This window comes from Bartonella japonica (assembly GCF_040545385.1).
GTDB lineage: Bacteria > Pseudomonadota > Alphaproteobacteria > Rhizobiales > Rhizobiaceae > Bartonella > Bartonella japonica.
Window position 1 is genome coordinate 20,173 of record NZ_JBEPLT010000001.1, and the last position, 23,812, is coordinate 43,984.

Sequence of the window (23,812 nt, forward strand, 5' to 3'; positions counted from 1 at the left end):
ATACTGTTTTTAAACCCTCGCCATGAAGTTTTTATCACTCAAGGAGCAATAATATTCCCCTCACGCGTTCTTCATACAAATATTCATTTATGCCAATACTCTTTAAAAATCCAGCTTTTAATTAACATCTGTCCTCTGCTTTACTTGCTAAAACATCCTACATATTTAAAAATAAATTTCACGCAAGAAAAGAAAAAAAGTGATTCGTTTTTGCATAAAAAACTGATAAAGGCTACAATCATCCAAAGGATATACGCATCATGGAGCAAGAAACTACGGTTCTCCCCCACGCTTTAGAGCAACTAGAAAAAGCGCTAAGAACCTTAGAAGTCACTATTATAAACCGCAACGCCGTTATTGATAAAAATAACGAATGGGAAGAAGAAATTCAACGAATGAACGCTGATCGTAGCCATCTTGCCCAAGCGCTTGACAAAGCCGAAGCACATGCCGATCGGTTAGAGGCTGCGAACAAAGAAGTTTCCAAACGTTTGATCAAAGCAATGGAAATGATTCGTGTTGTAATTGATAAATAAAGGTTTGAATGTATGGAAACTGTTTCCGTCACAATTGATGGTAAAATTTATCGTATGGCTTGCGATAAAGGGCAAGAACACCATCTTACTGAGCTCGCAGCGCGATTAGATCAATATATCGCGCATCTTAAAGCAAATTTTGGTGAAATCGGTGATCATCGCTTAGCGGTTATGGCCGGAATTATGGTTATCGATGAAATGGAAGAAATAAAACGAGAACATAAAAAATTAAAAGAAGAATACAAAGCTCTTTTACGACTTCATAATGAAAAAGACCATACTATGGGAAAAATTATGCAAGATACCACCAAGCGGATTGAAAAACTTACCAAGCAATTGCTCAAAGATGAACAAATAAATACCAATTTGCAGGAAAAGGAAGATCTATAAATGATGCTAAAAAATTTATAAAAGAGTAAACAACATACATAAATATTTAAAGATGAAATGAAATATTGAAGCAACAGCACTTTTATAGAATCGGAATTTATCACTGCAAAAAAATATTCAAAATCAGGATAGAATCATATAGGCATTCAAAAGACAACAGTAACCTCATTTCCAGTAATTCCTAGTATCCCCAGTATAAATCACTCTCATGACCTCAAACTCTCTATCCTCATCTTCCAAAAGAGGAGCAATTGCTGCTGCGCGATCGGCTATATCCTCTAAACCTCATTCTTCTTTAATAACCATCCAATGAAGCATTCTCCACCATTGCAAAGAACATAGTATGCAAGCAATTAAAGCCTCTTTGTTCTATCTGAGATAACAGAAGCAATACGTAATAAATTGGTAGCACCGGGCGTACCAAGCGGAACACCTGCTGTCACAAGGAAGCAATCTCCTTCAGAACAAAAACCTTCTTGAAAGGCAATCACTGCTGCACGATCAACCATATCTTCCAAATCTCTTGCATCTTCAGTCACCACACAGTGAAGCCCCCACACTAAAGCCAATCGCCGTGCTGTTTTCACAATGGGTGATAAAGCAATAATAGGTCTATTTGGCCGTTCACGAGATGCGCGTATGCCCGTTGTTCCTGATGCGGTATAAGCAATAATAACTGCCAATTGAAGCGTTTCAGCAATTTGACGCGCCGCAAGAGAAATCGCATCTGTTCCTGTTGACTCTGGCTCAGGATGCTGAGCACCAACCATTGCTACATAATTAGGGTCTTGTTCGATTTGTTGAGCAATCCGGTCCATCATAAGCACCGCTTCTTCAGGATAAAGACCAGAAGCAGATTCAGCAGACAACATAATAGCATCGCTCCCAGCATAAACTGCTGTCGCAACATCAGAGACCTCTGCCCGAGTAGGAATAGATGATGTGATCATGGACTCGAGCATTTGTGTAGCCACCACTACAGGCTTCCCAGCCAAACGACAAGCTTTTATGAGCTCCATCTGAAGTGCAGGAATCCTCTCCAATGGCATTTCCACACCGAGATCTCCCCGTGCAATCATGATAGCATCGGAAACCTCAATAATCTTCTCTATATGTTCCAGGGCTTGCGGTTTTTCGACCTTAGCCATCAAAGATACTTTACTTTTTGTTAATTTCCGCACAGCCATAATGTCTTCTGGACGCTGAACAAAAGAAAGCGCCACCCAATCAACAGACTGTTCTAAAAGAGCCTGCAGATCATCCTCATCCTTTGATGTCATTGAACCAAGAGGCAAAACCGTATCAGGAAAACTCACGCCTTTTCGATCAGAAATACGGGTTCCATTAACCACACGACACTCAACAGAATAGCCATTACATACTTCAGCACGCAATTCCAGCTTTCCATCATCAACCAACAACCGATCGCCTGGTTTAACAGCTGCCAACACCTCTCCCTGCGAGAAAAAAACACGCTGTGCGTCGCCAGGGACGTCTCGATTATCTAATGTAAATTTTTGTCCAACACATAAATCTTCTTGACCTTGAGCAAAATTGCCAACGCGCAACTTTGGTCCTTGTAGATCGACCAAAATACCGATTGGACGTCGAACAATTTTTTCAACCTTTCGTATGCGTTTGACTAGATCACACATTGTTTCACGGTCAATATGGCTCATATTCAGACGAAAAACATCTGCTCCAGCCATAAAAAGTTTTTCAATCATCTCTAAAGATGAAGAAGAAGGGCCAAGAGTAGCAATGATTTTTACTTTACGTGCTCGCTTCACGGAAGAGTTCCTCCAGAAAGAGGAGGAGAATGTTCAGCCGAATCACCAAACAAAGATTCATCGGTTAGCTGCACCATCCAACTGGTTTGATTGCCTGTATCAATTTCTTTAAACTCAGCCTTTTGATATCCTCGGGGAAAACAATCATGAACCCCTTGAATAGTAAATTGGCTATCTTGCACACACATGGTAACAGAACCTGCCCAATTTCCTTTTTTCTGTGAGCCTTCTGCATAAAAATAATAAAACCGTGAAGAAAGAGGCCCTTCGATTAAAGTTTTACACTCTGTCACCGGCACGACCCACCATCCTTCACTCACCCATCCTGAAAGCGTAGGATAACCAAGAGCAACACCCACAGACTGTTGAGTCGCATTGCAGACTCTAAAATCAGCCTTTGCAAAAACAACAAATGAACATAAGAATAGGATACTCAGGAAAAAAACTCTCTGTCCCTTCTGAAATACCCATTTCTGTTTTTTGATACCCACAAAACTTCCCTCACAACGCAAGCTATTAAATATAAAGTATCTCCCCTTTTTTCTTCTCTTTAAATTAAAAACCTTTTAAATTTATAAAATAATGTATTTTGTTCTTTTTTGACTCTTATATCCTTCTTATAAAGTCACATATTCTAAAATTTTACAAAATATTTAAAGTCAATTTGTAAAACAGTGTACATCTTGATTCACTTTTTATTTTTTAAGCTTTTTCATCATAGGTTTATCATCGATAAAATAGCTTAAAATAGACAGTCTGGAGAAAAATACAATGAATACAGTAACCGATCAAACCCATGCTATATCCGTAAACCAATTACGCGCTTTCATCGAACGTATTGAACGGCTAGAAGAAGAGAAAAAAACGATTTCTGATGATATTAAAGATGTTTACACTGAACTTAAAAGCTCTGGCTTTGATAGTAAAGCTGTTCGAAGCATTATACGGTTACGGAAAAAAGAAGAGAATGAACGCATGGAAGAAGAAGCTGTCATCCAACTTTATAAAAATGCCCTTGGTATGAGTTAACGCGACCACGCTTTCTTTTCATTTTGCTTTGCGTAAAAGTGCAAGTTCCGACCATTCTTCTTTGTACTGATCTTGTTCTTTTCCAGCGCACTTGCTCAATGTGTCAAAAATTGCATCAAAACAGACGTAAAAGGAAAGCAATCATTCAAATCTATCGCAATATCCTCGAGAAATATCAATGCGAACAGGTTTTCTTTTCACTTTCTTCGCGTAAAATCTCAAGTTCCAACCATTCTTCTTCTTTTTGGGCACAATTTTTTTTCTTCTCTTCCAGTGCTATTGATAAACGCTCGAAACGGTCTTTATTGCTGCAATACAATGTTGGATCAGAGAGCTCTTGTTCAATTTTTTTTATTTCGTTTTGCAGAACAGCGATTTGTTCAGGCAGTTTTTCCAATGCATAAACTTGTTTATAAGACAATTTTCGCAGAACTGTTTTCTTCTGTCCTATAATTTTTTTTTCTTGCTCCATAAAGGAATGTTTTGTTGATGCGGTATGTTTCACATTTTCCCGCGAGCGAGAATTTGAAAGAATTGTACGCTGCGATAATTCTTTATCTTTGCGCTTTACCAATGCCGCTTGTTTGTTTTGTGCTATCATATCACTATAACCACCGGCATATAAAATCCAATGACCATCCCCCTGAGGAGCCAACATATGCGTTACAGTACGATCTAAAAAATCTCTGTCATGGCTAACCAACAACACTGTTCCATCAAAATCAGCAATAAATTCTTGTAAGAGATCTAATGTTTCCATATCCAAATCATTGGTTGGTTCATCGAGAATCAAAAAGTTTGCTGGGCGTGAAAGCAATCGAGCAAGCATGAGACGCGCTCTTTCTCCACCTGAAAACTCCTTGAGTGGTGTGCGTGCTTGTTCAGGTAAAAATAAAAAATCCTTCATATAAGAAACCACATGACGTTCTTGCCCATTGATCAAGAGAGTGTCCCCCTTCCCTCCTGTGAGATATTGCGCAAGCGTTTCTTCTTCATTTAAAGTACGCTGTTGATCAAGCAACGCCATGGCAAGGTTATATCCATGCTTCACCATTCCACTATCAGCTTCTTCTTTACCGATCAGAATAGAAAGCAATGTTGTCTTTCCAATACCATTCGGACCAACCAAACCGATTCGATCGCCCCGCTGAATGCGCAAAGAAAAATCTTTCACAATCATACGATCACCATAAGATTTTGAAATTCGTTTAGCTTCAAGAACCAATTGGCCAGAATGATGACTTTTGGCAGCTGTTAAAAGTGCACTTCCTGGTTGCCCCCTATAGGTTTTATGAATCTGTCTCAGCTCTTTTAGCGCTCCCAAACGGCGCACATTACGTTTACGCCGTGCAGTCACCCCATAGCGCAACCATTGTTCTTCACGCACAATCTGTCGCCCTAATTTATGCTGATCGATAGCTTCCTCTTCGAGCGCCTTATCACGCCAATTTTCAAACTCAGAAAAACGCTTATCCAGCCTTTTGGTTGTACCACGATCAAGCCATACTGTTGACTGCGTCACATTTTCTAAAAATCGCCGATCATGTGAAATAACCACTATCGCTGATCGCAAAGAACATAAAGCAGATTCAAGCCATTCAATGGTTGGTAAATCAAGATGGTTTGTTGGTTCATCTAAAAGAAGAATATCTGGTTTTGCTGCTATGGCCCGTAATAATGAAACGCGCCGCTTTTCACCACCAGAAAGCGTCGATAATTTTTCAGTTCCTGAAAAACCAAGATTTGTGCGTAATGTATTGATCCACTGCACATCAGGTGTATCATCCAAACCAGCTTCCACAAAGGCATGAATATCTTCAAATCCTGAACAATCAGGACTTTGTGAAACATAACGAACAATGACCCGAGGGTGGCGAAAAATTTCTCCCGCACTGGGCTCTATCATTCCGGCAGCAATTTTTAACAGCGTTGATTTTCCACAACCATTACGCCCGACCAACGCAATACGAGCTCCTTGCTCAACCGATAGACAAGCTTGATTGAGCAAAGGGGTTGTTCCAAAAGTGAGGAAGATGCGGTCAAGCCGCAGCAGTGGTATGGCCATTAACGAACGTGTTGATGACAAGGTGCTTGATACAATACACCTCTTCCATCACGGTAGGTGCACAATTTTTGTACTGGCATGCTTGGAGCACAAGGTGCTTGATAAATCCGACCTTTACTACTGCGATATGTGCAAACTCGCGCCTGTTGTTCAGCCATCTGTTTTTGCTGTTTCTTCTGATTCACAGCCTCACCTGTTACTGTACCTGCAATAGCACCAAATGCTGCTCCAGTAAGCGCTGCTCCAGGAGTACTTCCAGCAATTGCTGTTCCAGCCAAAGCACCGATTGCCGCTCCCCCCACACCATAACGCGCAACACGTTGATCGTTAACAGTACAAGCCACCGTACTTAATCCCAGTGCTGAAACCACAGCCACTTTTAAAATTGATTTTAACATGTAAAAATCTTTCCTTCTGATAATAACAAACATATCATTTACGCTGGCTCTTAATCACTCTATCCCCCTTTGCCTTAATTCAAATATGCCGAAAGAGCTATTATGGAATAGGTATAGATGCCAACAGTATAGCCCTTCCAAAACCTAAATGACAAGAAAAGGTTCCACAAACATGATTAGAAAGTGTTAAAGAAGATCCAAATGGCACATTTTTATCACAGACTGGCCATTTCACTCCTGAAAGTGTCAAACTTTGTAAATCAGAGAAACCTATAATACTAAACAAACAATTATCAGGGAGATCATAAGTAAAATGCTTTGGCAAAACCGGCCATCCTTCTTCAAGACCGCTTGTTAATAACACTGAAATGCCTTTTTCGGCCATCATTAATGCTTGCGTCATATGAGAAAGACTATGATCGCTTCTTTCACCTCCAAAAGCACCGCATAAAATAAGCTTTTTAGCACCATTTTTGAGTGCTCTCTCACATGCCAGAGCACTATCGGTCATATCCTTATCAGCAGGAAAAATCTCACGAGGAACATTAGTATATTTGTCTATTAAGAACTGATCAGATGAATCAAAATCACCCAACCACAATTCAGGAATCACATGCAAGGATTCTGCATGACGCATTCCCCCATCAGCAGCGATCACACGACTGTTGCAAATTTGATTCTGCAAACGATCAGTGATACAAATATCTCCGTTTAACAATATCGTAAATGTTGTCATGCTATTTTATGCCCTTCAGGAATACCTTCCTTTCATATCTTCTTTAATCTTGTGAAAAAAAAACCGTTTTTATAAATAATAACCGTGATACAGAGCTTCAAAAAACTTTCAAAAAGCCTCTGTGTATAAAGCCTCTTCTTTGTAAAAATAGGTAGCTTTATTGTCAAAAATGCCTACGAAGATACACATGAAATTTGTTAAAATACATTCAGAAAACCCACAACATAATGCACAGAAAAACTCGGTTTTTCAAAGAATCTTTCTTTTACACACCAAAATATATAAAGCAACTCTTCTAAGCTTCATCCTTCTCCTTTCTGCTTGTCATCGATACCTTTCCGCTCATGATATGCTCTCTTCTTTAGATAACTCTGGAAGAATCAAGCATGCTAGTAAACACAATATTTATGTCACATTAAGCGCTGTACAACATTCCCGTATTTTAAAAATATATGGCGGCACATATCATAATCAAAAACTTGAACATTTGTTAGCAAATATCGTACGTAATCTTGCTCTTGTTTCACAGGATCCTTACAAAACCTATTCTGTAACAATTTTAAATTCAGAAAGCGTTAATGCATTCGCCCTCCCCAATGGCTCTATTTATATCACACGCGGCATGCTTGCATTAACCAATGACACCTCAGAAGTTGCAGCAATTTTAGCACATGAAATCGCTCATATTATAGCCAATCACGGCATCTTACGCCTGCAGAAAAAAGCCGAATTGCAGATGACAAATCGCATATCGTCCAATCCTCTCTCACTCGCCGACAGAAAACTTCACTCACCTCTTAAAAATAGGAAACAACTCGCACAATTTTCACGCAATCAGGAACTAGAAGCCGATTCAATTGCACTCGAAATGCTTCAACAAGCGGGATATGACCCATTTGCTTCTTCACGTTTTCTCCAATCAATGGAAACGTATAGTATTTTTCGTAATATCTCAGGCACGACAAATACCTCTTTAGATTTTCTAGAAACGCATCCAACCACCCCGCAACGGATTCATCTTGCGAGACAAAAAGCGCATAAAATAAGTGCGGTACCTCCCCATAAAGTCAATACAACGCATAGAGAAAACATTGATCATGATTCTTTCCTCAAGAGCATTGATGGTATGATTTTTTGGGATAATTTTCATACAGGCTTTGTACGAGGAAACCAATTTATCCACCCACAATTTCGCGTAACTTTTTCTGTTCCCAACAATTTCATAATAGAAAATTCAGCACGCACTGTTTGGGCTAGCGGACCAGATAAAATTGCCATTCGTTTTGATGTTATACCGAATCCTACTGAAATATCTGCAAGCGATTATTTGAAAAGTGGATGGATGATAGGGTTAGATGAATCATCCATCAGCCCAATTACTATCCAAGGTTTACCTGGCGCCCATGCCCATGCTGCCCATAAACAGTGGCAATTTGATGTGGTTGTTCTTCTGTTTAACGAACATGTTTTTCGTTTCCTAACTGCTGCTCCACATCATTCTCAAGATTTTGAAGAGATTGCTAAAAGAACAGTGGAAAGTTTTCATCCCCTTTCATACGCACAATTAAAAAAGCTAAAACCTTTGAGGATCAGAGTTATACGCGTTCAAGAAGGAGAAAACGTTGCAAGCCTTGCACATAAAATGCCAAACACACCGCATAAAGAAAAACTTTTTCGCATTCTTAATGGACTTTCACCAACCCAAACTTTACGCACAGGGACAAAGGTTAAAATTATCGCAGAATAAGAAACCCCTCTTCATCATTTTCTGCATTTTGATTCTCTCTTCTTTGAGATGAGCCATCTTCTTTGATGCCCCTCTGCAATATGCAGCATTTCCCACACCAATCCGAAATCTTTGAAGCCAAACTCCATCACATTTTCATACTTCCCATTTCTCTCCCCCATACCATGCATGCTTCTCGAAAACCTCGAATTTGTAGAGCATAAGCCTCTGTTGGGTAAGCTGTTAAACAGGAAAATATCACTTGTCATACTTCTTATTGTTAGCCCCATTGGTTCTTAATAAGACTTGATTTATATGTCATAAGCATCTTCTGAGTGAACCGTAAGTAAAGCAGAGCGTAGCTTTTGCAAAGCCCGTGCTTCAATTTGTCGCACTCGTTCTTTTGAGATTCCTAACTTTTCACCCAACACTTCTAGTGTAGCTCCTTCTTCATTCAAACGACGAAACCGAATAATTTCAAGCTCTCGTTCATTAAGAATTTGCAACGCATCATAAAGCCATTGTGTCCGCCGTTGACCATCAATGACCTGTTCAATTAAGGCATCCGGCAGAGGGCTATCATCCACAAGAGCATCCATTTTTGCCATGGAATTATCACCATTCTCAGAAACAGAAACACTCAAGGAATTATCAGAACTCGAAAAACGAAAATCCATTGTTTCAACATCACGGACTGAAACGCCAAGCTTTTCAGCGATTGTGCGAAAGATATCTTGTTTTGACAGAGCACTATCATCTTGCACCAACTTCGCTCGCAAGCGCCGAAGATTAAAGAACAGTGCTTTTTGCGATGAGCTGGTTCCCCCTCGCACAATAGACCAATTTCGCAAAATATAATCTTGGATAGAAGCGCGTATCCACCATGTTGCATAAGTTGAAAAACGGACTTCCCGATCAGGCTCGAAACGCGCGGCAGCTTCCAATAAGCCTACATACCCTTCTTGTACGAGATCGCCCAATGGCATTTTGAAACGTTTAAAACGGTTAGCAATCGCAATCACCAAACGCATATGAGCCGCTGCAATTTGATGCATAGCATCATCATCGCGTTTATCCTTCCATCGCAGAGCTAGATCGTGCTCTTTTTGTCGTTCAAGATAAGGCGCTTGCATAGCAGAACGCATCATATTACGTCCCAAGCTTTTATCTGCGTCGCTATAATTTTTGCTGCTTTTATAAACAGCATTTGAAAGATTGCCCATAATAACCCCTTGCGATTAAAATTATCAAAATTGAGTTGGTAACGACATCATCATTCTTTTTTAAAAGAACGTAAAAGTTGTTAATCTTGCATACACTACTTTAACGTGTATTTTTATAATCGCAATTGTTTTTTTATTGCAATCATAAAACTTATTATCTCACAACAAAGATTAACCGATGAAATAACAACAGAATAATTCACTCAATCCAATGAAATACGGGAAAAGATCTCTCCTCACCTTGTTCATGATAAACAGAAAAAATTAAATGATCACACAAATAGGGCACTCATTAATAGAGTACCCATTTGACTTGATCATCAAATTTCTTGCCTTTGTAAATGAAAAATTTATCTATACTTACAGTCTCACACTACAATTAATACGTGCATAGAAACATATAAAGCAATCAAAGTGAATAAAAACTGAATAACAAAGAAAATAACTAAAATTTAAAACTACAAAAAGAAGCAGCAAAAATCATAAGAATGATTGAAGAAAACGCAACAAACGTGCTAAAGGGACAGTGCAATTTTGTAACAATTCTATCATGGAATCGTTACAAATAAGTTTTTTACCAGTGCAACACTGAGAGAGAAAATAATCATGGATAGTAAGATTATTCAACAAAATGATATTCTTATTGAAAAACACACAAGTGGCAAGTTTGAAGGTTTTCGTTTTTATGCCAACAAGAGCAATGCAGATCCAACAACTGAAACACAAAACCTAATAGATAATGAAAATTTGGTTCTTGCTTTTTCCAAACGAGCAGAGCGTCTTTGTGCCTGTTCTAACGGCGATTTTACTCTCAGTTCGGATAGAATAGTGCGCTGGATTGGCCAGCCCGTTGGCCAACTTGTTGCCACAGAGGATTTTTTTAAACCCAAACTCATTCTTTTAGCAGATACGCAATTAATGGGAGAATCCCGCGATAACGTCATAAAGCGACTAGAGCGTTTTGTAATTTTTCATTTTGAAACGGCTTTAAAGCCGCTGTTTGATTTACGGGATGCAGATAGTTTAACGGATTTAACGAGCAGTCTTGCTGTAAAACTTGTCAACTCTTTAGGAATTTTACCACGTCGAGAAGTTTCAGAGATTGTCAAAAATATTGACCAAGCATCACGTGCTGTGTTGCGACGACTCGGTGTGCGTTTTGGTGCTTTCCATATCTATATCGCTGGAATGCTCAAGCCAGCTCCGGTTCAAGCTATTACGTTACTGTGGACGCTTCAAAATGAAGAGCATAACCAATCTGGTTTTGGTGAAATTTTTGCAGCTTTGTCTGCTGGACGAACCTCGCTTGCTGTGGATCCTGCGTATAACCGCCAATTTTATCAATTAGCCGGATACCGAATCTTAGGGCAGCGTGCTGTACGTATTGATATTTTGGAACGTCTTGCAAATCTGATCCGCCCTGCACTCCATTGGAAACAAGGAAGTGACCCAAAGCCCGACGGCGCCTATGATGGCAAAAGTTTTTTTGTCACCTCAGCAATGATGTCGATTCTTGGAGCCAATAACACTGATATGGAAGAAATTCTAAAAGGTCTTGGTTATCAATCACGACCCATAAGTAGTCTTTCCCTTGAACAACATCTTCTGCAAAATAAAGCCTCTACTCATACTCATGAGTGCACAATAACACAGGTTGTTCCTGAGGCAGAATGGGTAGGAACCCCATGGCAAACAACAAGAGACTCGGAAACAAACCAGAAAGAAAAAGAGGATGAGCTCCCTTGTGTTAAAACACAACTCGATGGCACAGATTGTTTACAACCTGCTGAACCTGTTGGTGATTTTGCCAAACAAAACCCTGCTGCAGAAGAAGATAAAGTTATTCTCCTATGGCATTATCACTATCACCGTCAAACACACAAAAATCGTGATAAATCTGGGCAAAAAGGGTCAAATAAACCGAAAAAAGCTTTTAAAAAAGCACCAACTATGGGTGAAAAGAACCCTCAAGAAACCGCCTCCCATACGAAACATTCTCATAAGTCTCACAACCCTCATAAAAAACGTGCGGATAATAAATCGTTTCACAAGGAGAAACGATCTCATCCTGATTCCCCTTTTGCAAAATTAGCTGCACTACGCGATCAGCTCATAAATAATAATGGTAAAGGTACATTTTCCTCCAAAGAGCACTAAAATAAAGAATAAATAGTAAAATAATGAATGGAGTTTAGATCTTGGCTTATGTAGTGACAGACAACTGCATTCACTGTAAATATACCGATTGCGTTGAAGTTTGCCCTGTCGATTGTTTTTATGAAGGTGAAAATATGCTTGTCATTCACCCTGACGAGTGTATTGACTGTGGTGTATGCGAACCAGAATGCCCTGCAGAAGCCATTAAACCTGATACCGAACCTGGATTAGAAAAGTGGTTAGAACTTAATCTTCACTATGCCAACAAATGGCCTAATTTGACCACCCGAAAAGATCCTCTTCCCCAAGCAAAAGAAATGGATGGCGTTCCAAATAAATTAGAAAAGTATTTTTCAGAAAATCCTGGAAGTGGTGAATAATAACAATATAACGCACGTCTTCAAACATTTAAAAAATTCTCTTGTAAAAATAAAAATTCTTAAGTGAAATGATTGATTCTTTTGAATTTTGATGTTAGTGTCACTCCAACATGATCACCTTTCTAAGTATTATCCATTGCTTTACAAAAAAGCCAATGTATTTTTGTTTGATTTAAAAGTACTTAACTTTTATACTCATTCAATTCTTAATATACTTAGTTAAGAACATTCAACATTCAGGTTTATGACCTGTTTTCCGATACATTTGTTGGTCATAAAGGGAGAAAACTAAGATATGGCATCCCAACGCGGAACGTCCTCAAACGCTAAAGGATTTGCAACTTCTGAATATATCGTTTACCCTACTCATGGAGTAGGGCAAATTATAGCAATCGAAGATCAAGAGGTTGCGGGACACAAATTAAAACTTTTTGTTATTCATTTTGCAAAAGATAAAATGGATGTCAAAGTGCCGATTGCAAAAGCTATTTCCGTTGGAATGCGTAAATTATCTGCTGTTGATTCTGTTGAACGTGCATTAAAAATCTTGCATGGAAAAGCGCGAATTAAACGGACTATGTGGTCTCGCCGTGCACAAGAATATGATGCTAAAATCAATTCAGGAGATCTTATTTGCATCGCTGAAGTGGTACGTGATCTTTTTCGCTCAAATCTACAGCCTGAACAGTCTTATTCTGAGCGCCAACTCTATACTGCCGCACTTGACAGAATGGCACGTGAAATCGCTGTTATTAATAGCCTTTCTGAAACAGAAGCCATTAATCTCATAGAGATGCATCTTTCCAAAAAGCCAAAACGCGAGTTTGAAGCTGAAAGAAATAAAACAAATGCAAGTGATGAAGCTGTGTGTGCTGCATAAATTTTGCACGACATAAATAAAGAGTTCAAGATATTTTGATAATGAAATAAAACCAGCATTACGCTGGTTTTATTTTTTTGTTATCAATAAAGCTTCACAGATAAAATAACACTGAATAAAAAATCTGCCAAATGTTTTTTTCATCATTAGTGCATGGGTGTAATATTGGTGCATGAATGTAATGACGTAGTACCCTATTCCATGCGAAAATAGTATTTCAATCTTCCTTTTGATTCCTCTCAAGAGAGTCATTGAAAAAGACAAGGTATTTCAAGCATATTGCACCAATTCTGGTATTTCATCGGATTTTCTCACAACAGATGCCACACAAACCCACCTGTGAATACAAACGCACCTGTGAATATTCAAGTTATCTATTAAAATAACAAGAAAATTAACCGCATACATAATGGAAAACCTTGATCGCCACTATACTATTCAAACAGACAACAAGAAGGATCTGCCCGCCTGAGCACATAGAGAACTGTGAAACAGCAACGCCCCCCACACTGGCTAGAGTTTTAAACTCTTAATCCTTAGCGGGTAGAACTGAACGACCGCGATACATTCCCGTTTTCAAATCAATATGATGTGGTCGACGCAACTCACCGGAATTTTTATCCTCAATATAAGTTGGCGCTTTAAGGGCATCAGCCGAACGGCGCATACCACGCTTCGATGGAGAGGTTTTTCGTTTAGGTACAGCCATAAAGAGACACTCCAAATCCAAAAAAAAGAAGAGGCAGCATCAAAATGACACAGCCTGTATCAAAAATCAGAAAATCGAGTACTTTATACACCGATAAACAAGAAGAGGCAATACCCAAATAGGTATAAACGGGTAATATAATTACCAGAAGTGATAACAGTATTATCCCCAAATGCTGTCAAAATGACAATGCTTTTATGAAATGATAATACTTTTATGAAGAGTTATTCGTTTTATACACGCATGAAGACCTTCATGAAACTTTCAATGAATTTTTATTTGGCTTTTACAGGGAATTCCGCATACATTATGTATAAGTACCAAGTAAGAGAAGCTTAATTTTTGAATAAGAAACCTATTATCAATTGACTAAAACAAGAAAAAGCGACACCCTCTCTCTTGTAAATTTCAAGATTTCATTTTGCAAAAATATAAGGAAGCAAGAATGCACGAATTCACCACTCTTCTTGCAAAACATGGCAACATTGTTGAAAGACGACTTGACAGATTGCTCAGTGATCAAGTTCAAAATGGTGAAATTGCTCGTCCTGAAATTTTGATCAAAGCCATGCGTCACGGTGTGCTGAATGGTGGAAAACGCCTACGTCCTTTTCTGATGATTCAAAGTGCCGCGCTCTTTGATATCCCTACTGAACATGTTCTTGATGTTGCGTGTGCCTTAGAATGTGTCCATTGTTATTCGCTTATTCATGATGATCTTCCCGCCATGGATAACGACTCATTGAGACGCGGGAAACCCACCGTGCACGTAGCATTCAATGAAGCAACAGCAATTTTAGCCGGCAATGCTCTCTTGACATTTGCGTTTGAAATTATTGCTAATAAAGCCTGTATCCTACCTTTTGACACGAGAATAAAACTGATCACAATTCTTGCACAATCTGCAGGGCTTGGTGGTATGGTAGGTGGTCAACAGCTTGATATTGAAGCAGAAAGGAAGCAGCAAGAAAGCAACAACATTATAACTCTACAACACATGAAAACAGCAGCTCTTATAAGCTTTGCTTGTCAAGCAGGAGGCATTATAGGCAATGCTTCAAAAGAATTGACGAAAAAACTTGCTTCTTTTGGAAAATATCTTGGTTTAGCATTTCAATTGACAGATGATCTTCTCGATGTAACCGTCAGCACTGAAGTTTTAGGAAAAACGGCCGGTAAAGATGCAACTGCACATAAAGCAACTTTTGTTCATTTCTATGGCATTGAAGAAACACAAAAAAAGCGAGACGAATTCATTATGAAAGCAGAAGAGCTTCTTCTTCCTTTTGGCGCCAAAGCAAAACCGCTCCGACAAGCAGCACGTTTTAGTGCAACACGCAAAAACTAAAAAATTCATCTTCTAATAACAAAACGCCATAAGAAACAAAAGCTTCTCTAGATTTTGAATTGATCTTTTACCTCTCTTGAGAAAAAAATATTCTTTATTTCCTACGATATATTTTTCCTACAATATATTGATTTTTATATTCTGGATAAGAAGAAAAGAGCTATTTAGGGATTTTTTTAACCTTGTCTAAATCGTGTATGAATATAATCGCTTAAAAGAGCTTCAAATTCCTCGGCAATATGTTCACCCCGCAAAGTTTTTACCTTTTTCCCCTCAATAAAAACGGGTGCTGCAGGACTTTCCCCCACTCCAGGCAAAGAAATTCCAATATCAGCATGTTTTGATTCTCCTGGTCCATTGACGATACATCCCATCACAGCAACTTTCAAACTTTCAACACCAGGATATTTTTGGCGCCATACGGGCATATTTTTGTATAAATCCGCTTCAATTTTTTGCGCCAATTGTTGAAACACTGTCGAGGTTGTGCGCCCACATCCAGGACAAGCAGCAACGACAGGCAAAAACTGCCGAAATCCCATTACTTGCAAAAGTTCTTGCCCCACCTTTACTTCCCGTGTCCGATCTCCACCGGGTTCAGGTGTTAATGAAATACGAATAGTATCTCCAATGCCTTGCTGTAACAAAATTCCCAAGGCTACTGAAGATGCAACAACACCTTTTGTTCCCATCCCTGCTTCTGTTAATCCTAAATGAAGAGCATAATCACAACGCCCTGCCAAAGTACTGTAGACAGCAATAAGGTTTTGAACATCACTCACCTTAGCAGAAAGGATAATTTTATTATGCTCCAACCCTAGTTCTTCAGCAAACGTAGCGGAATGTAAAGCTGACTGCACAACAGCTTCCCGCATGACTTCCTCAACAGACAAGGGATTTTTCTGCTGAGCATTTTCATCCATAAGCCGTGTCAACAACACATTATCAAGGGACCCCCAATTCACCCCAATGCGAATAGGTTTACGATACCGACAAGCAATCTCAATAATTTCTGCAAATTGACGATCTTTTTTTGCGCCAAAACCGACATTTCCAGGATTAATACGATATTTTGCAAGAGCCTCAGCACAAGCAGGATTTTCTGATAAAAGTTTGTGACCGATATAATGAAAATCCCCCACCAACGGTACAAAATAGCCTAGCCGTTCCAATCTCTCCTGTATTTTTGGCACAGCCACTGCCGCTTCATCACGATCAACAGTGATCCGAACCAATTGGGAACCAGCATTCCAAAGAGCAGCAACTTGTGCAACAGTTGCATCAACATCGGCAGTATCAGTATTTGTCATTGATTGAACAACAATCGGGTTATAACCACCAACCAAGACATCACCCACCGCAACAGCAACAGACTGACGACGCTCAAAAGGTTTAGATAAAGAATACGCGGTGCTCATCAAGTCCTCAAATTTTCAAAGCTTATGTTATCGATCATCATTTATGGCAACGGTTTTCAAAGTACAATTTAAAAAATGAATAGAAGAAATGCTTTATAAAGCCGAAGCTTTTGATTTCCGCCGCCGTCTGATAAGCAATACAATCGATGCAACCTTTCAATTTTCAAGCAGTTATAACAAAACTCAAAACACAATTCGAATTTTCGTAAAGCAATATAGTACTGAAGAAGTCAACAAATGTATCGACTTTCAACCTACACCAAGAATGCTAAAATTAAAAAGCATATTGCACAATTAAAAAATGAACTTGTCTTAATGAATCATTGATATTCTTATAAGATAACTTTGAAAATATCTCTGACATATTTGATACATAGAAATAAAAAAGCCTTTACGCTCTTTACCACCTCAGTTAACACGCTATAGCGTTAAATAAAAAGAAGACCCTAAAACAATGCTTACATTGACTGAGAGGATAGTTCTCACTGGCTTCTTTCTGATACGCAAAACCTAACCAATACAGTCAGCCCTTTTAGTTCCCACTCAGCTTCAACCTTTTAAGTTCCCACTTTAACTCGGGCATTTTTCACACTTTGTTCCATGTATTTTTATGAGAAACATTGCTTGTCATAAACTGTCTCTTGATGAAGAAGAAACCAATGCCATGCGTACGACTTAGCACATGATATTTTCCACCCTAATCTCTTTTGTGAGCAGTTTGCAGATGAAATAAATAAGGGGTTCTTGGCAACATCCCTTCTGCTGCCCACTTATAGGCTTTACCTGTAGAGGTATAAGCCAGATAGAGTATAAAAGACAGCACCATTATTCACTTTGCCACCTCCATAGCATTTTACCCCTTGTTAGACATTGCACAAAAGGCATTTTGAACTCTTTTTAGTTTTTACTCAACCACCAAGCTCATTTGTGACGTGTAAACAGACAGTTTTTTATCCAATGTAAACAACCTTAAAAGAAGAAAATTGCACAATATTCAAAACTCTCATTGAATAGAAAAAATGCTGAATAACCATAATCAATCAATACATTGCCCTTCATAGATTCTATAGACAAGAATCCTTCTCAAATATATCGCTCCACTTTACATTTGAACGATACACAAGAAAAATGAAACGAAACTATCTTTTAAGATGCTTGCATGCCCCTTGTATGGGGGGCTGAAAGATCAAACTTTACAGTAATGCATATAAGAATTTAAAGAGATGTATTATGATAAACCAAATAAAATCCTCTATAGCGAATATCGACTTGTTATAAGCAAAAGGTATAAACATCAAACTTAACAGACCCAAAATTTTATCCTCCGGAAGCATTGTGTTGCGCAGTATCCACATATGTAACAACAGACATACCAGGGATGAGCTTTTCAGCCCCCTTCTGTCCAGGATCTAACGCAATCCGTACGGAAACACGTTGTGCAATTTTAATGAAATTACCAATTGCAGCATCGGTTTTTAACAGTGAAAATTCCGAACCTGTTGCAGGTGCGAAACGAACCACACGACCTGTTAATTTCTGATTGTTCAATGCATCAACAGAAAAGATAACAGGCTGTCCCACACGCATCTTAAAAAGCTGCGTTTCTTTATAATTAGCAATAATCCAAATATCATCAGAAATTACTGACACCAATTGCGTGCCCGGTGAAACATATTGTCCTACCCGCGCTCCAATTAATCCCACATGTCCAGTTCTAGGAGATACAATCTTAGTATGATTCAAATTGAGCTTAGCTGTTTCTACACCAACCTTTGCGCCAGCAACTTCTGACTGTATACTTTGCCGTTCAAGATCCAATTTTTTTTGCAATTGTCGTTTTGTTTCAAGCGTTGCTAATAATTGAGAAAGAGGACGAGAAACAGTATTGACTGCATCATTAAAGCCCATTTTTTTGTTTTCAGACAACCCATGAGAGAATGCTCGCGAACGTGCTAATTCAGCTTCTACGGTATTAATTTCTCCCTGCAAAATCTGTGCCTGTAATATAATACTTGCAAGTTTTGCATTTTTTGAATCCAAAATAGCCTGCGCCCGTGCAAGTTGTTGTTGAAAGATAGAATCATCGAGTTCAAATAATAGCATTCCTTTTTCAACTCTCTGATAATCTTGCACATAAATTCGTGAAATCACCCCAGAAATCTGTGAACTGACCAGAGTTACATCGCCTTTAATTGAAGCATTATCTGTGATTTGAATTGTACTGACAAAAGGTGGAAGTTTCCAAGCCCATAAAATCAGCAAAATACCAATAACACCTGAAAAAAATGCAATAAGCGTAGCTCTTGACCGTAATGCTTTTATCATTTTTTGCACTCCCCTTTTATGACAGATCCCTGCTTTTCACATACACGCCAAGAGCATGATTGTACAAGCATTTTGGTAAGAAAAACGAGAAATACAACCGTAGAAATATAAAAATAAAGCCGAAAAACATCGCCATAAGCAAAAATATTTGCTGTTAACTTCAACTTTTCAATCAGCATAGTTTTCCCTTGTTCGCTGCCCAAGATATGAGAAGAATAAGCACCATAAGTGGATGAAAAAAGAGTATTATCTTCTTCTGAAATGAGAGGGCTTATAATAAAAATATTTTGTGTTAAAGACTCAAAATTCTTATGAGCAAAAAAGAATTGTAAGCTTTCAAACAAAGCGGACCCCATCAAACCACCTGTTACTTGTGTCAACAGAAGCACAGCAATAAAACTCAAGACATAACGCGGTCCTCGTGCACCAGATATCACAAAGCCCTTAGAAAGAACAGGAGGTAAAAAGAGTGCGTAGCTAAAACTTATCAAACATTGGCTCAACATCATATCTTGAGGGCGCGTTAAGTGGTTTACATGGCTATCCAAATAAGCGCCGAGTGCCAAACATCCTAAAGATAAAAGATAAAAATAATCTTCACGCCCAACACGTAAAAAAAAGACACAAACCCCACCTCCTAAAAGAGCACCCAAGATAATTGCCAAATACATGGGCGCCATCTCACGATTTAACAAACCAAAAAGATTAAAAAAACCTGCAGCTAATGTTGATCTCTCTAGTAAAAAAACGTGAAATACGAACAAAATGAAAACAGATTGGATCATTTCTTTACTGAAAATCCAACGTAAATCAATCAAAGGATTTTCTCTATTCAGTTCAATCATAGTCGCAATGACCAAAGAGCAAATAGCAAGCGCAAATCCCCAACCAATCCATGGCGCTTCATACCACCAATATAATATTCCAACAGACATAATCACTGCATTGATTCCAAGACCAAATGCAATGAGACTATAACTTACCCAATCTAATTTCTGAATAACCTTGTTGCGTACAACAGGGGTCAGTGGAAGAGCGTAAATACACCCCAAACTGAGAAGAACCAAGCCCATTTCCATTGCTGAAAGGCTTAAAAATCCTCCACTTTCTAACAAATCAGGTGAAATCAAACGTGATAACGGTGCAGCTAAAGCCGCATTCATATAATTCAAACTAAGACCAATAGTAAATTTTTTTGCTGGTGCAAAAGCCTCCATCATATAAAGAAGCGCGAGCGAAGCCAATGGCGCCGCAGCAATACCAGCAAAAAAGCGAATGATCAATGCAGAACGCAAATCCGTGACAAAAAGCTGAAAAACACAAACCAACACGAACCCAAGGATTGATAACTCGGCAAAAGCACGAAGCCCAAACTGGTAGCGGATTTTGATCAACATGATCGCAACACTTACGTTTGGAGCCATATACGCAGCAACCAACCATGTTGTTTCAGCTAAAGTTGCGTGAAAATCTCCGATAAGATGAACAATGTTAGACTGAACAACATTTGCCCCTAAACCATAAGCCCATTGCAAAATAAAAGAAGCAAGAATATAGACGAAACACTTTGGCAAAGGTCCAGCAAAAATAAGTCCTGGACGCGGAAAAGGTTTTCCTCCCCTTTTAGCAGACATAACCGTACTTTTTTTGCCGCCCATGTCGCTTTTCCTGTATAACCTTTATGACTCTATCGACATATCACCCGCTGTTGTCAATTGATGAAAAAACGCCTCTATTTTATGATTTTCTTCATCACTTGAATCCCCGCCTAACGTCGCCTGCACTTGCAAAATCTTCTGCTCCAACATATCAAAAGAAAGATGCTCAACAGCAACAACGTGCTCTACCAAAAGAGAACACCTTGAAAAGGTAATATTAGCAACGCCTCCGCAAACAGCAAACAGCTTTTCCCCTAAAGAGGTACGAACGCGAACACTTCCTAATGCAATGCTTGCAACCAAAGGTGCATGACGCGCCATCACTGTCAAAGCACCTGATGCTGAAGGAAGAACAACAGATATCACCTGCTCTGAAAATACAATCTTTTCAGGTGACACAAGTTCAAACAAAAAATGCTCTTCTCTATTGTGTTCCACAAAAATCTCCACAATGCTCGACACAAGGCCAAGATGCCCTCTTTATAGCATCTATCACAGATCTCTTCTTATCAAGAAGCCTCTGCAATAAGACGCTTTCCCTTTTCAATGACTTCATCAATCGAACCAACCATATAAAAAGCTGCTTCGGGCAAGTCATCATAATCACCAGCACAAAGACCTTTAAAGCCTTTGATTGTCTCTTCCAAAGGAACGAGTTTGCCAGGTGAACCCGTAAAAGCTTCAGCCACATGGAAAGGTTGCGAAAGGAAACGTTCAATCTTACGTGCACGCCCCACCAGAAGCTTATCATCTTCAGAAAGTTCATCCATTCCAAGAATAGCAATAATATCTTGCAGTGCTCTATAACGTTGTAAAATGGTTTGTACTTGGCAAGCAACACTATAATGCTCTTCTCCCACGACCAATGGATCCAACATGCGTGAAAAAGAATCCAATGGATCAACTGCCGGATAAATTCCCTTTTCAGCAATCGAACGCGAAAGAACCGTTGTTGCATCCAAGTGTGCAAAAGATGTTGCAGGCGCTGGGTCCGTTAAATCATCGGCAGGAACATAGATCGCCTGCACAGAGGTAATAGACCCTGTTTTTGTGCTGGTAATACGCTCTTGCAAAGCCCCCATATCGGTTGCCAAAGTTGGTTGATATCCCACAGCAGAAGGGATACGCCCCAAAAGAGCTGACACTTCAGCACCAGCTTGGGTAAAACGGAAAATATTATCCACGAAGAAGAGAACATCCTGCCCCTCATCACGGAAACTTTCTGCTATCGTCAATCCTGAAAGAGCCACACGTGCACGTGCTCCTGGTGGCTCATTCATCTGTCCATAGACAAGCGCACATTTTGACCCTTCTGTTGAGCCATTATTCTCTCTTGGATTCACATTAACACGGCTTTCGATCATTTCATAATAGAGATCATTTCCTTCACGTGTACGTTCTCCAACGCCAGCAAACACGGAATACCCACCATGCGCTTTTGCAATATTGTTGATAAGCTCCATAATAAGAACAGTTTTGCCAACCCCAGCACCACCAAACAAACCAATTTTACCACCTTTAGAATAAGGCGCCAACAAATCAACAACCTTAATACCAGTGACAAGAATTTCCGAGACAGTTGACTGTTCAACATATTCAGGAGCTTCTTGGTGAATAGAACGGATTTTTTTGGCTGCAATAGGCCCGACGTTATCAACCGGTTCTCCAATCACATTCATGATACGACCAAGTGTCGCTTCCCCAACAGGAACACTGATCTGTGCCCCTGTATCAAAAACCTTTTGACCACGAACAAGACCATCAGTGGTATCCATAGCAATTGTACGGACTGTATTTTCACCCAAATGTTGAGCAACTTCCAAAACCAGTCGATTCCCTAAATTATCTGTTTCTAAGGCATTAAGAATATTGGGCAACGCACCTTCAAACTGCACATCAACGATAGCACCAATAACCTGTTTGATCTGCCCAACTGCTCCTTTTTCGCGCGTATCTTTTTTAGGGGAAGAATGTACAGGACCTGAAGAATCCTTTATACTAGTTTGCGATTTTGAGGTGTTTTTTTTCGCACCTGAACGAGCAGTCGTTTTATTTTTTTCGACTTTTCCTGCTTCCTTACTTGACGTCGCTGCTTTTACCATCAATTCTTACCTTTTCAATTTAAAGCGCTTCAGCGCCCGCAATAATTTCGATCAATTCCGTTGTGATTTGTGCTTGACGCTGACGATTATAAGCCACCGTCAACTTATTAATCATTTCACCGGCATTGCGCGATGCATTATCCATAGCAGTCATCTTAGCACCCATTTCACCAGCAACATTTTCAAGCAAAGCACGAAAAATTTGCACGGAAAGATTACGTAGCACAAGTGTTTCCAAAAGAGACGCTGCATCAGGCTCATAATCATAAACAACTGATTGTAAATCTTTTCTTTGATCTGTTTTTTCGACAGCCCCTACCACCTCAACCGCTTCTTTGGAAGGAAGCATGGGTATCAAGTTAAAAGCTGTTGGCTGCTGACAAATCACCGAAACAAATTGAGAATAAAACAGGGTACATACATCAAAAGCCCCCTCATTGAATAAATCAATAATCCGTTGACCAATCATCGCCGCTTCTGCAAAACCAACACGCTTCACAGAATGCAAATCGATATGATCAATCATAAAAGCTTTATAATCACGCGATAAAATATCCGCTCCCTTTTTACCTACAGTTAAAATTTTAACGATTTTACCAGCAGCAAGGAGTGTCTTAATATGTTCACGGGCACGACGCGCAATCTGCACATTAAAAGCACCACACAATCCCCGCTCAGCAGTACAAACCACCAAGAGATGTACATCATCCTGACCTGTCCCGCGCATAAGGGGTGGAGCATCAACAGAATCAACATCTACAGCAACACTTGTTAAAATATCAGCCATTCTCTGCGCATAAGGACGCGCAGACTGAGCCGCCTCTTGCGCACGGTGTAACTTTGCCGCAGCCACCATTTGCATGGCTTTAGTGATCTTCTGTGTTGCCTTCACCGAAGCGATACGGTCTCTAAAATCCTTCAACGACGCCATTTAAGCATTCC

21 protein-coding genes are annotated in these 23,812 nt (G+C 39.4%); 8 read left to right on the plus strand and 13 right to left on the minus strand.

What is annotated here, in order from left to right:
* The first annotated feature begins 260 nt into the window (after positions 1 to 260).
* Both ABID39_RS00115 and ABID39_RS00120 read left to right on the plus strand, forming a co-directional pair.
* Positions 261 to 536, plus strand: a complete 276-nt coding sequence (locus tag ABID39_RS00115; RefSeq protein WP_354184825.1) for a DUF4164 family protein — start codon at positions 261 to 263, stop codon at positions 534 to 536.
* A 12-nt stretch (positions 537 to 548) separates the two neighbouring features.
* Complete coding sequence (locus ABID39_RS00120) at positions 549 to 926, plus strand: cell division protein ZapA (RefSeq protein WP_354184827.1); 378 nt, start codon at positions 549 to 551, stop codon at positions 924 to 926.
* Positions 927 to 1,279: 353 nt separating this feature from the next.
* Here ABID39_RS00120 and pyk read toward each other — a convergent pair whose 3' ends face one another.
* Together pyk and ABID39_RS00130 are read right to left on the minus strand one after the other, a co-directional pair.
* Positions 1,280 to 2,716 (minus strand): pyruvate kinase, encoded by a 1,437-nt coding sequence (gene pyk, locus ABID39_RS00125; RefSeq protein WP_354184829.1) that lies wholly within the window; start codon positions 2,714 to 2,716, stop codon positions 1,280 to 1,282.
* Positions 2,713 to 3,207 (minus strand): DUF1036 domain-containing protein, encoded by a 495-nt coding sequence (locus ABID39_RS00130; protein WP_435521288.1) that lies wholly within the window; start codon positions 3,205 to 3,207, stop codon positions 2,713 to 2,715. Before ABID39_RS00130 ends, pyk begins: the two co-directional genes overlap by 4 nt.
* A 280-nt stretch (positions 3,208 to 3,487) precedes the next feature.
* Here ABID39_RS00130 and ABID39_RS00135 point away from each other — a divergent pair, with 280 nt between their 5' ends.
* Positions 3,488 to 3,745, plus strand: a complete 258-nt coding sequence (locus tag ABID39_RS00135) for a DUF2312 domain-containing protein (protein WP_354184831.1) — start codon at positions 3,488 to 3,490, stop codon at positions 3,743 to 3,745.
* Between the two features lie 175 nt (positions 3,746 to 3,920).
* On the opposite strand, the gene ABID39_RS00140 is transcribed toward ABID39_RS00135, so the two are convergent.
* The 3 genes from ABID39_RS00140 to ABID39_RS00150 all read right to left on the minus strand — a co-directional run bounded on the left by ABID39_RS00140 (position 3,921) and on the right by ABID39_RS00150 (position 6,944).
* On the minus strand, positions 3,921 to 5,810 hold the full coding sequence (locus ABID39_RS00140) for an ABC-F family ATP-binding cassette domain-containing protein (RefSeq protein ID WP_354184833.1): 1,890 nt from the start codon (positions 5,808 to 5,810) through the stop codon (positions 3,921 to 3,923).
* Positions 5,810 to 6,208, minus strand: a complete 399-nt coding sequence (locus ABID39_RS00145) for a YMGG-like glycine zipper-containing protein (protein WP_354184835.1) — start codon at positions 6,206 to 6,208, stop codon at positions 5,810 to 5,812. The genes ABID39_RS00140 and ABID39_RS00145 overlap by 1 nt, the downstream gene beginning before the upstream one ends.
* 100 nt (positions 6,209 to 6,308) lie before the next feature.
* Positions 6,309 to 6,944 carry a thiamine diphosphokinase gene (locus ABID39_RS00150; RefSeq protein ID WP_354184837.1) on the minus strand — a complete coding sequence of 212 codons (636 nt, stop codon included), beginning with the start codon at positions 6,942 to 6,944 and terminating at the stop codon, positions 6,309 to 6,311.
* A 187-nt stretch (positions 6,945 to 7,131) separates the two neighbouring features.
* Here ABID39_RS00150 and ABID39_RS00155 point away from each other — a divergent pair, with 187 nt between their 5' ends.
* Positions 7,132 to 8,691, plus strand: coding sequence for a M48 family metalloprotease (locus tag ABID39_RS00155; protein WP_354184839.1), 1,560 nt, complete (start codon positions 7,132 to 7,134; stop codon positions 8,689 to 8,691).
* 290 nt (positions 8,692 to 8,981) lie between these two features.
* On the opposite strand, the gene ABID39_RS00160 is transcribed toward ABID39_RS00155, so the two are convergent.
* The gene (locus ABID39_RS00160; protein WP_354184841.1) at positions 8,982 to 9,893 is read right to left on the minus strand and encodes an RNA polymerase factor sigma-32; all 912 of its coding nucleotides are present in this window, start codon (positions 9,891 to 9,893) and stop codon (positions 8,982 to 8,984) included.
* Positions 9,894 to 10,499: 606 nt separating this feature from the next.
* On the opposite strand from ABID39_RS00160, the gene ABID39_RS00165 reads away from it, so the two are divergent.
* From ABID39_RS00165 to ABID39_RS00175, 3 genes are all read left to right on the plus strand, one after another.
* Positions 10,500 to 12,050: a hypothetical protein gene (locus ABID39_RS00165; protein ID WP_354184843.1), complete on the plus strand. Its 1,551-nt coding sequence runs from the start codon at positions 10,500 to 10,502 to the stop codon at positions 12,048 to 12,050.
* A gap of 41 nt (positions 12,051 to 12,091) precedes the next feature.
* Entirely contained in the window at positions 12,092 to 12,430 is a 339-nt protein-coding gene (gene fdxA / locus ABID39_RS00170; RefSeq protein ID WP_354184845.1) for a ferredoxin FdxA, read from the plus strand.
* Positions 12,431 to 12,725: 295 nt separating this feature from the next.
* Positions 12,726 to 13,310, plus strand: a complete 585-nt coding sequence (locus ABID39_RS00175) for a CarD family transcriptional regulator (RefSeq protein ID WP_354184847.1) — start codon at positions 12,726 to 12,728, stop codon at positions 13,308 to 13,310.
* A 529-nt stretch (positions 13,311 to 13,839) separates the two neighbouring features.
* Here the strand turns inward: ABID39_RS00175 and rpmF are convergent.
* Positions 13,840 to 14,019, minus strand: a complete 180-nt coding sequence (gene rpmF / locus ABID39_RS00180) for a 50S ribosomal protein L32 (protein WP_011181291.1) — start codon at positions 14,017 to 14,019, stop codon at positions 13,840 to 13,842.
* Positions 14,020 to 14,464: 445 nt separating this feature from the next.
* On the opposite strand from rpmF, the gene ABID39_RS00185 reads away from it, so the two are divergent.
* Positions 14,465 to 15,367 (plus strand): polyprenyl synthetase family protein, encoded by a 903-nt coding sequence (locus ABID39_RS00185; RefSeq protein WP_354184850.1) that lies wholly within the window; start codon positions 14,465 to 14,467, stop codon positions 15,365 to 15,367.
* Between the two features lie 176 nt (positions 15,368 to 15,543).
* On the opposite strand, the gene ispG is transcribed toward ABID39_RS00185, so the two are convergent.
* The 6 genes from ispG to ABID39_RS00215 all read right to left on the minus strand — a co-directional run bounded on the left by ispG (position 15,544) and on the right by ABID39_RS00215 (position 23,801).
* Complete coding sequence (gene ispG, locus ABID39_RS00190) at positions 15,544 to 16,785, minus strand: flavodoxin-dependent (E)-4-hydroxy-3-methylbut-2-enyl-diphosphate synthase (protein ID WP_354184852.1); 1,242 nt, start codon at positions 16,783 to 16,785, stop codon at positions 15,544 to 15,546.
* Between the two features lie 1,317 nt (positions 16,786 to 18,102).
* Positions 18,103 to 19,110 carry an HlyD family secretion protein gene (locus ABID39_RS00195; protein WP_354184854.1) on the minus strand — a complete coding sequence of 336 codons (1,008 nt, stop codon included), beginning with the start codon at positions 19,108 to 19,110 and terminating at the stop codon, positions 18,103 to 18,105.
* Positions 19,107 to 20,768 (minus strand): MFS transporter, encoded by a 1,662-nt coding sequence (locus ABID39_RS00200; RefSeq protein ID WP_354184856.1) that lies wholly within the window; start codon positions 20,766 to 20,768, stop codon positions 19,107 to 19,109. The genes ABID39_RS00195 and ABID39_RS00200 overlap by 4 nt, the downstream gene beginning before the upstream one ends.
* 21 nt (positions 20,769 to 20,789) lie before the next feature.
* Positions 20,790 to 21,206 (minus strand): ATP synthase F1 subunit epsilon, encoded by a 417-nt coding sequence (gene atpC / locus ABID39_RS00205; RefSeq protein ID WP_354184858.1) that lies wholly within the window; start codon positions 21,204 to 21,206, stop codon positions 20,790 to 20,792.
* A 71-nt stretch (positions 21,207 to 21,277) separates the two neighbouring features.
* Positions 21,278 to 22,870, minus strand: coding sequence for a F0F1 ATP synthase subunit beta (gene atpD, locus ABID39_RS00210; RefSeq protein ID WP_354184860.1), 1,593 nt, complete (start codon positions 22,868 to 22,870; stop codon positions 21,278 to 21,280).
* Positions 22,871 to 22,889: 19 nt separating this feature from the next.
* Positions 22,890 to 23,801, minus strand: coding sequence for a F0F1 ATP synthase subunit gamma (locus ABID39_RS00215; protein WP_354184862.1), 912 nt, complete (start codon positions 23,799 to 23,801; stop codon positions 22,890 to 22,892).
* Positions 23,802 to 23,812 lie beyond the last annotated feature (11 nt).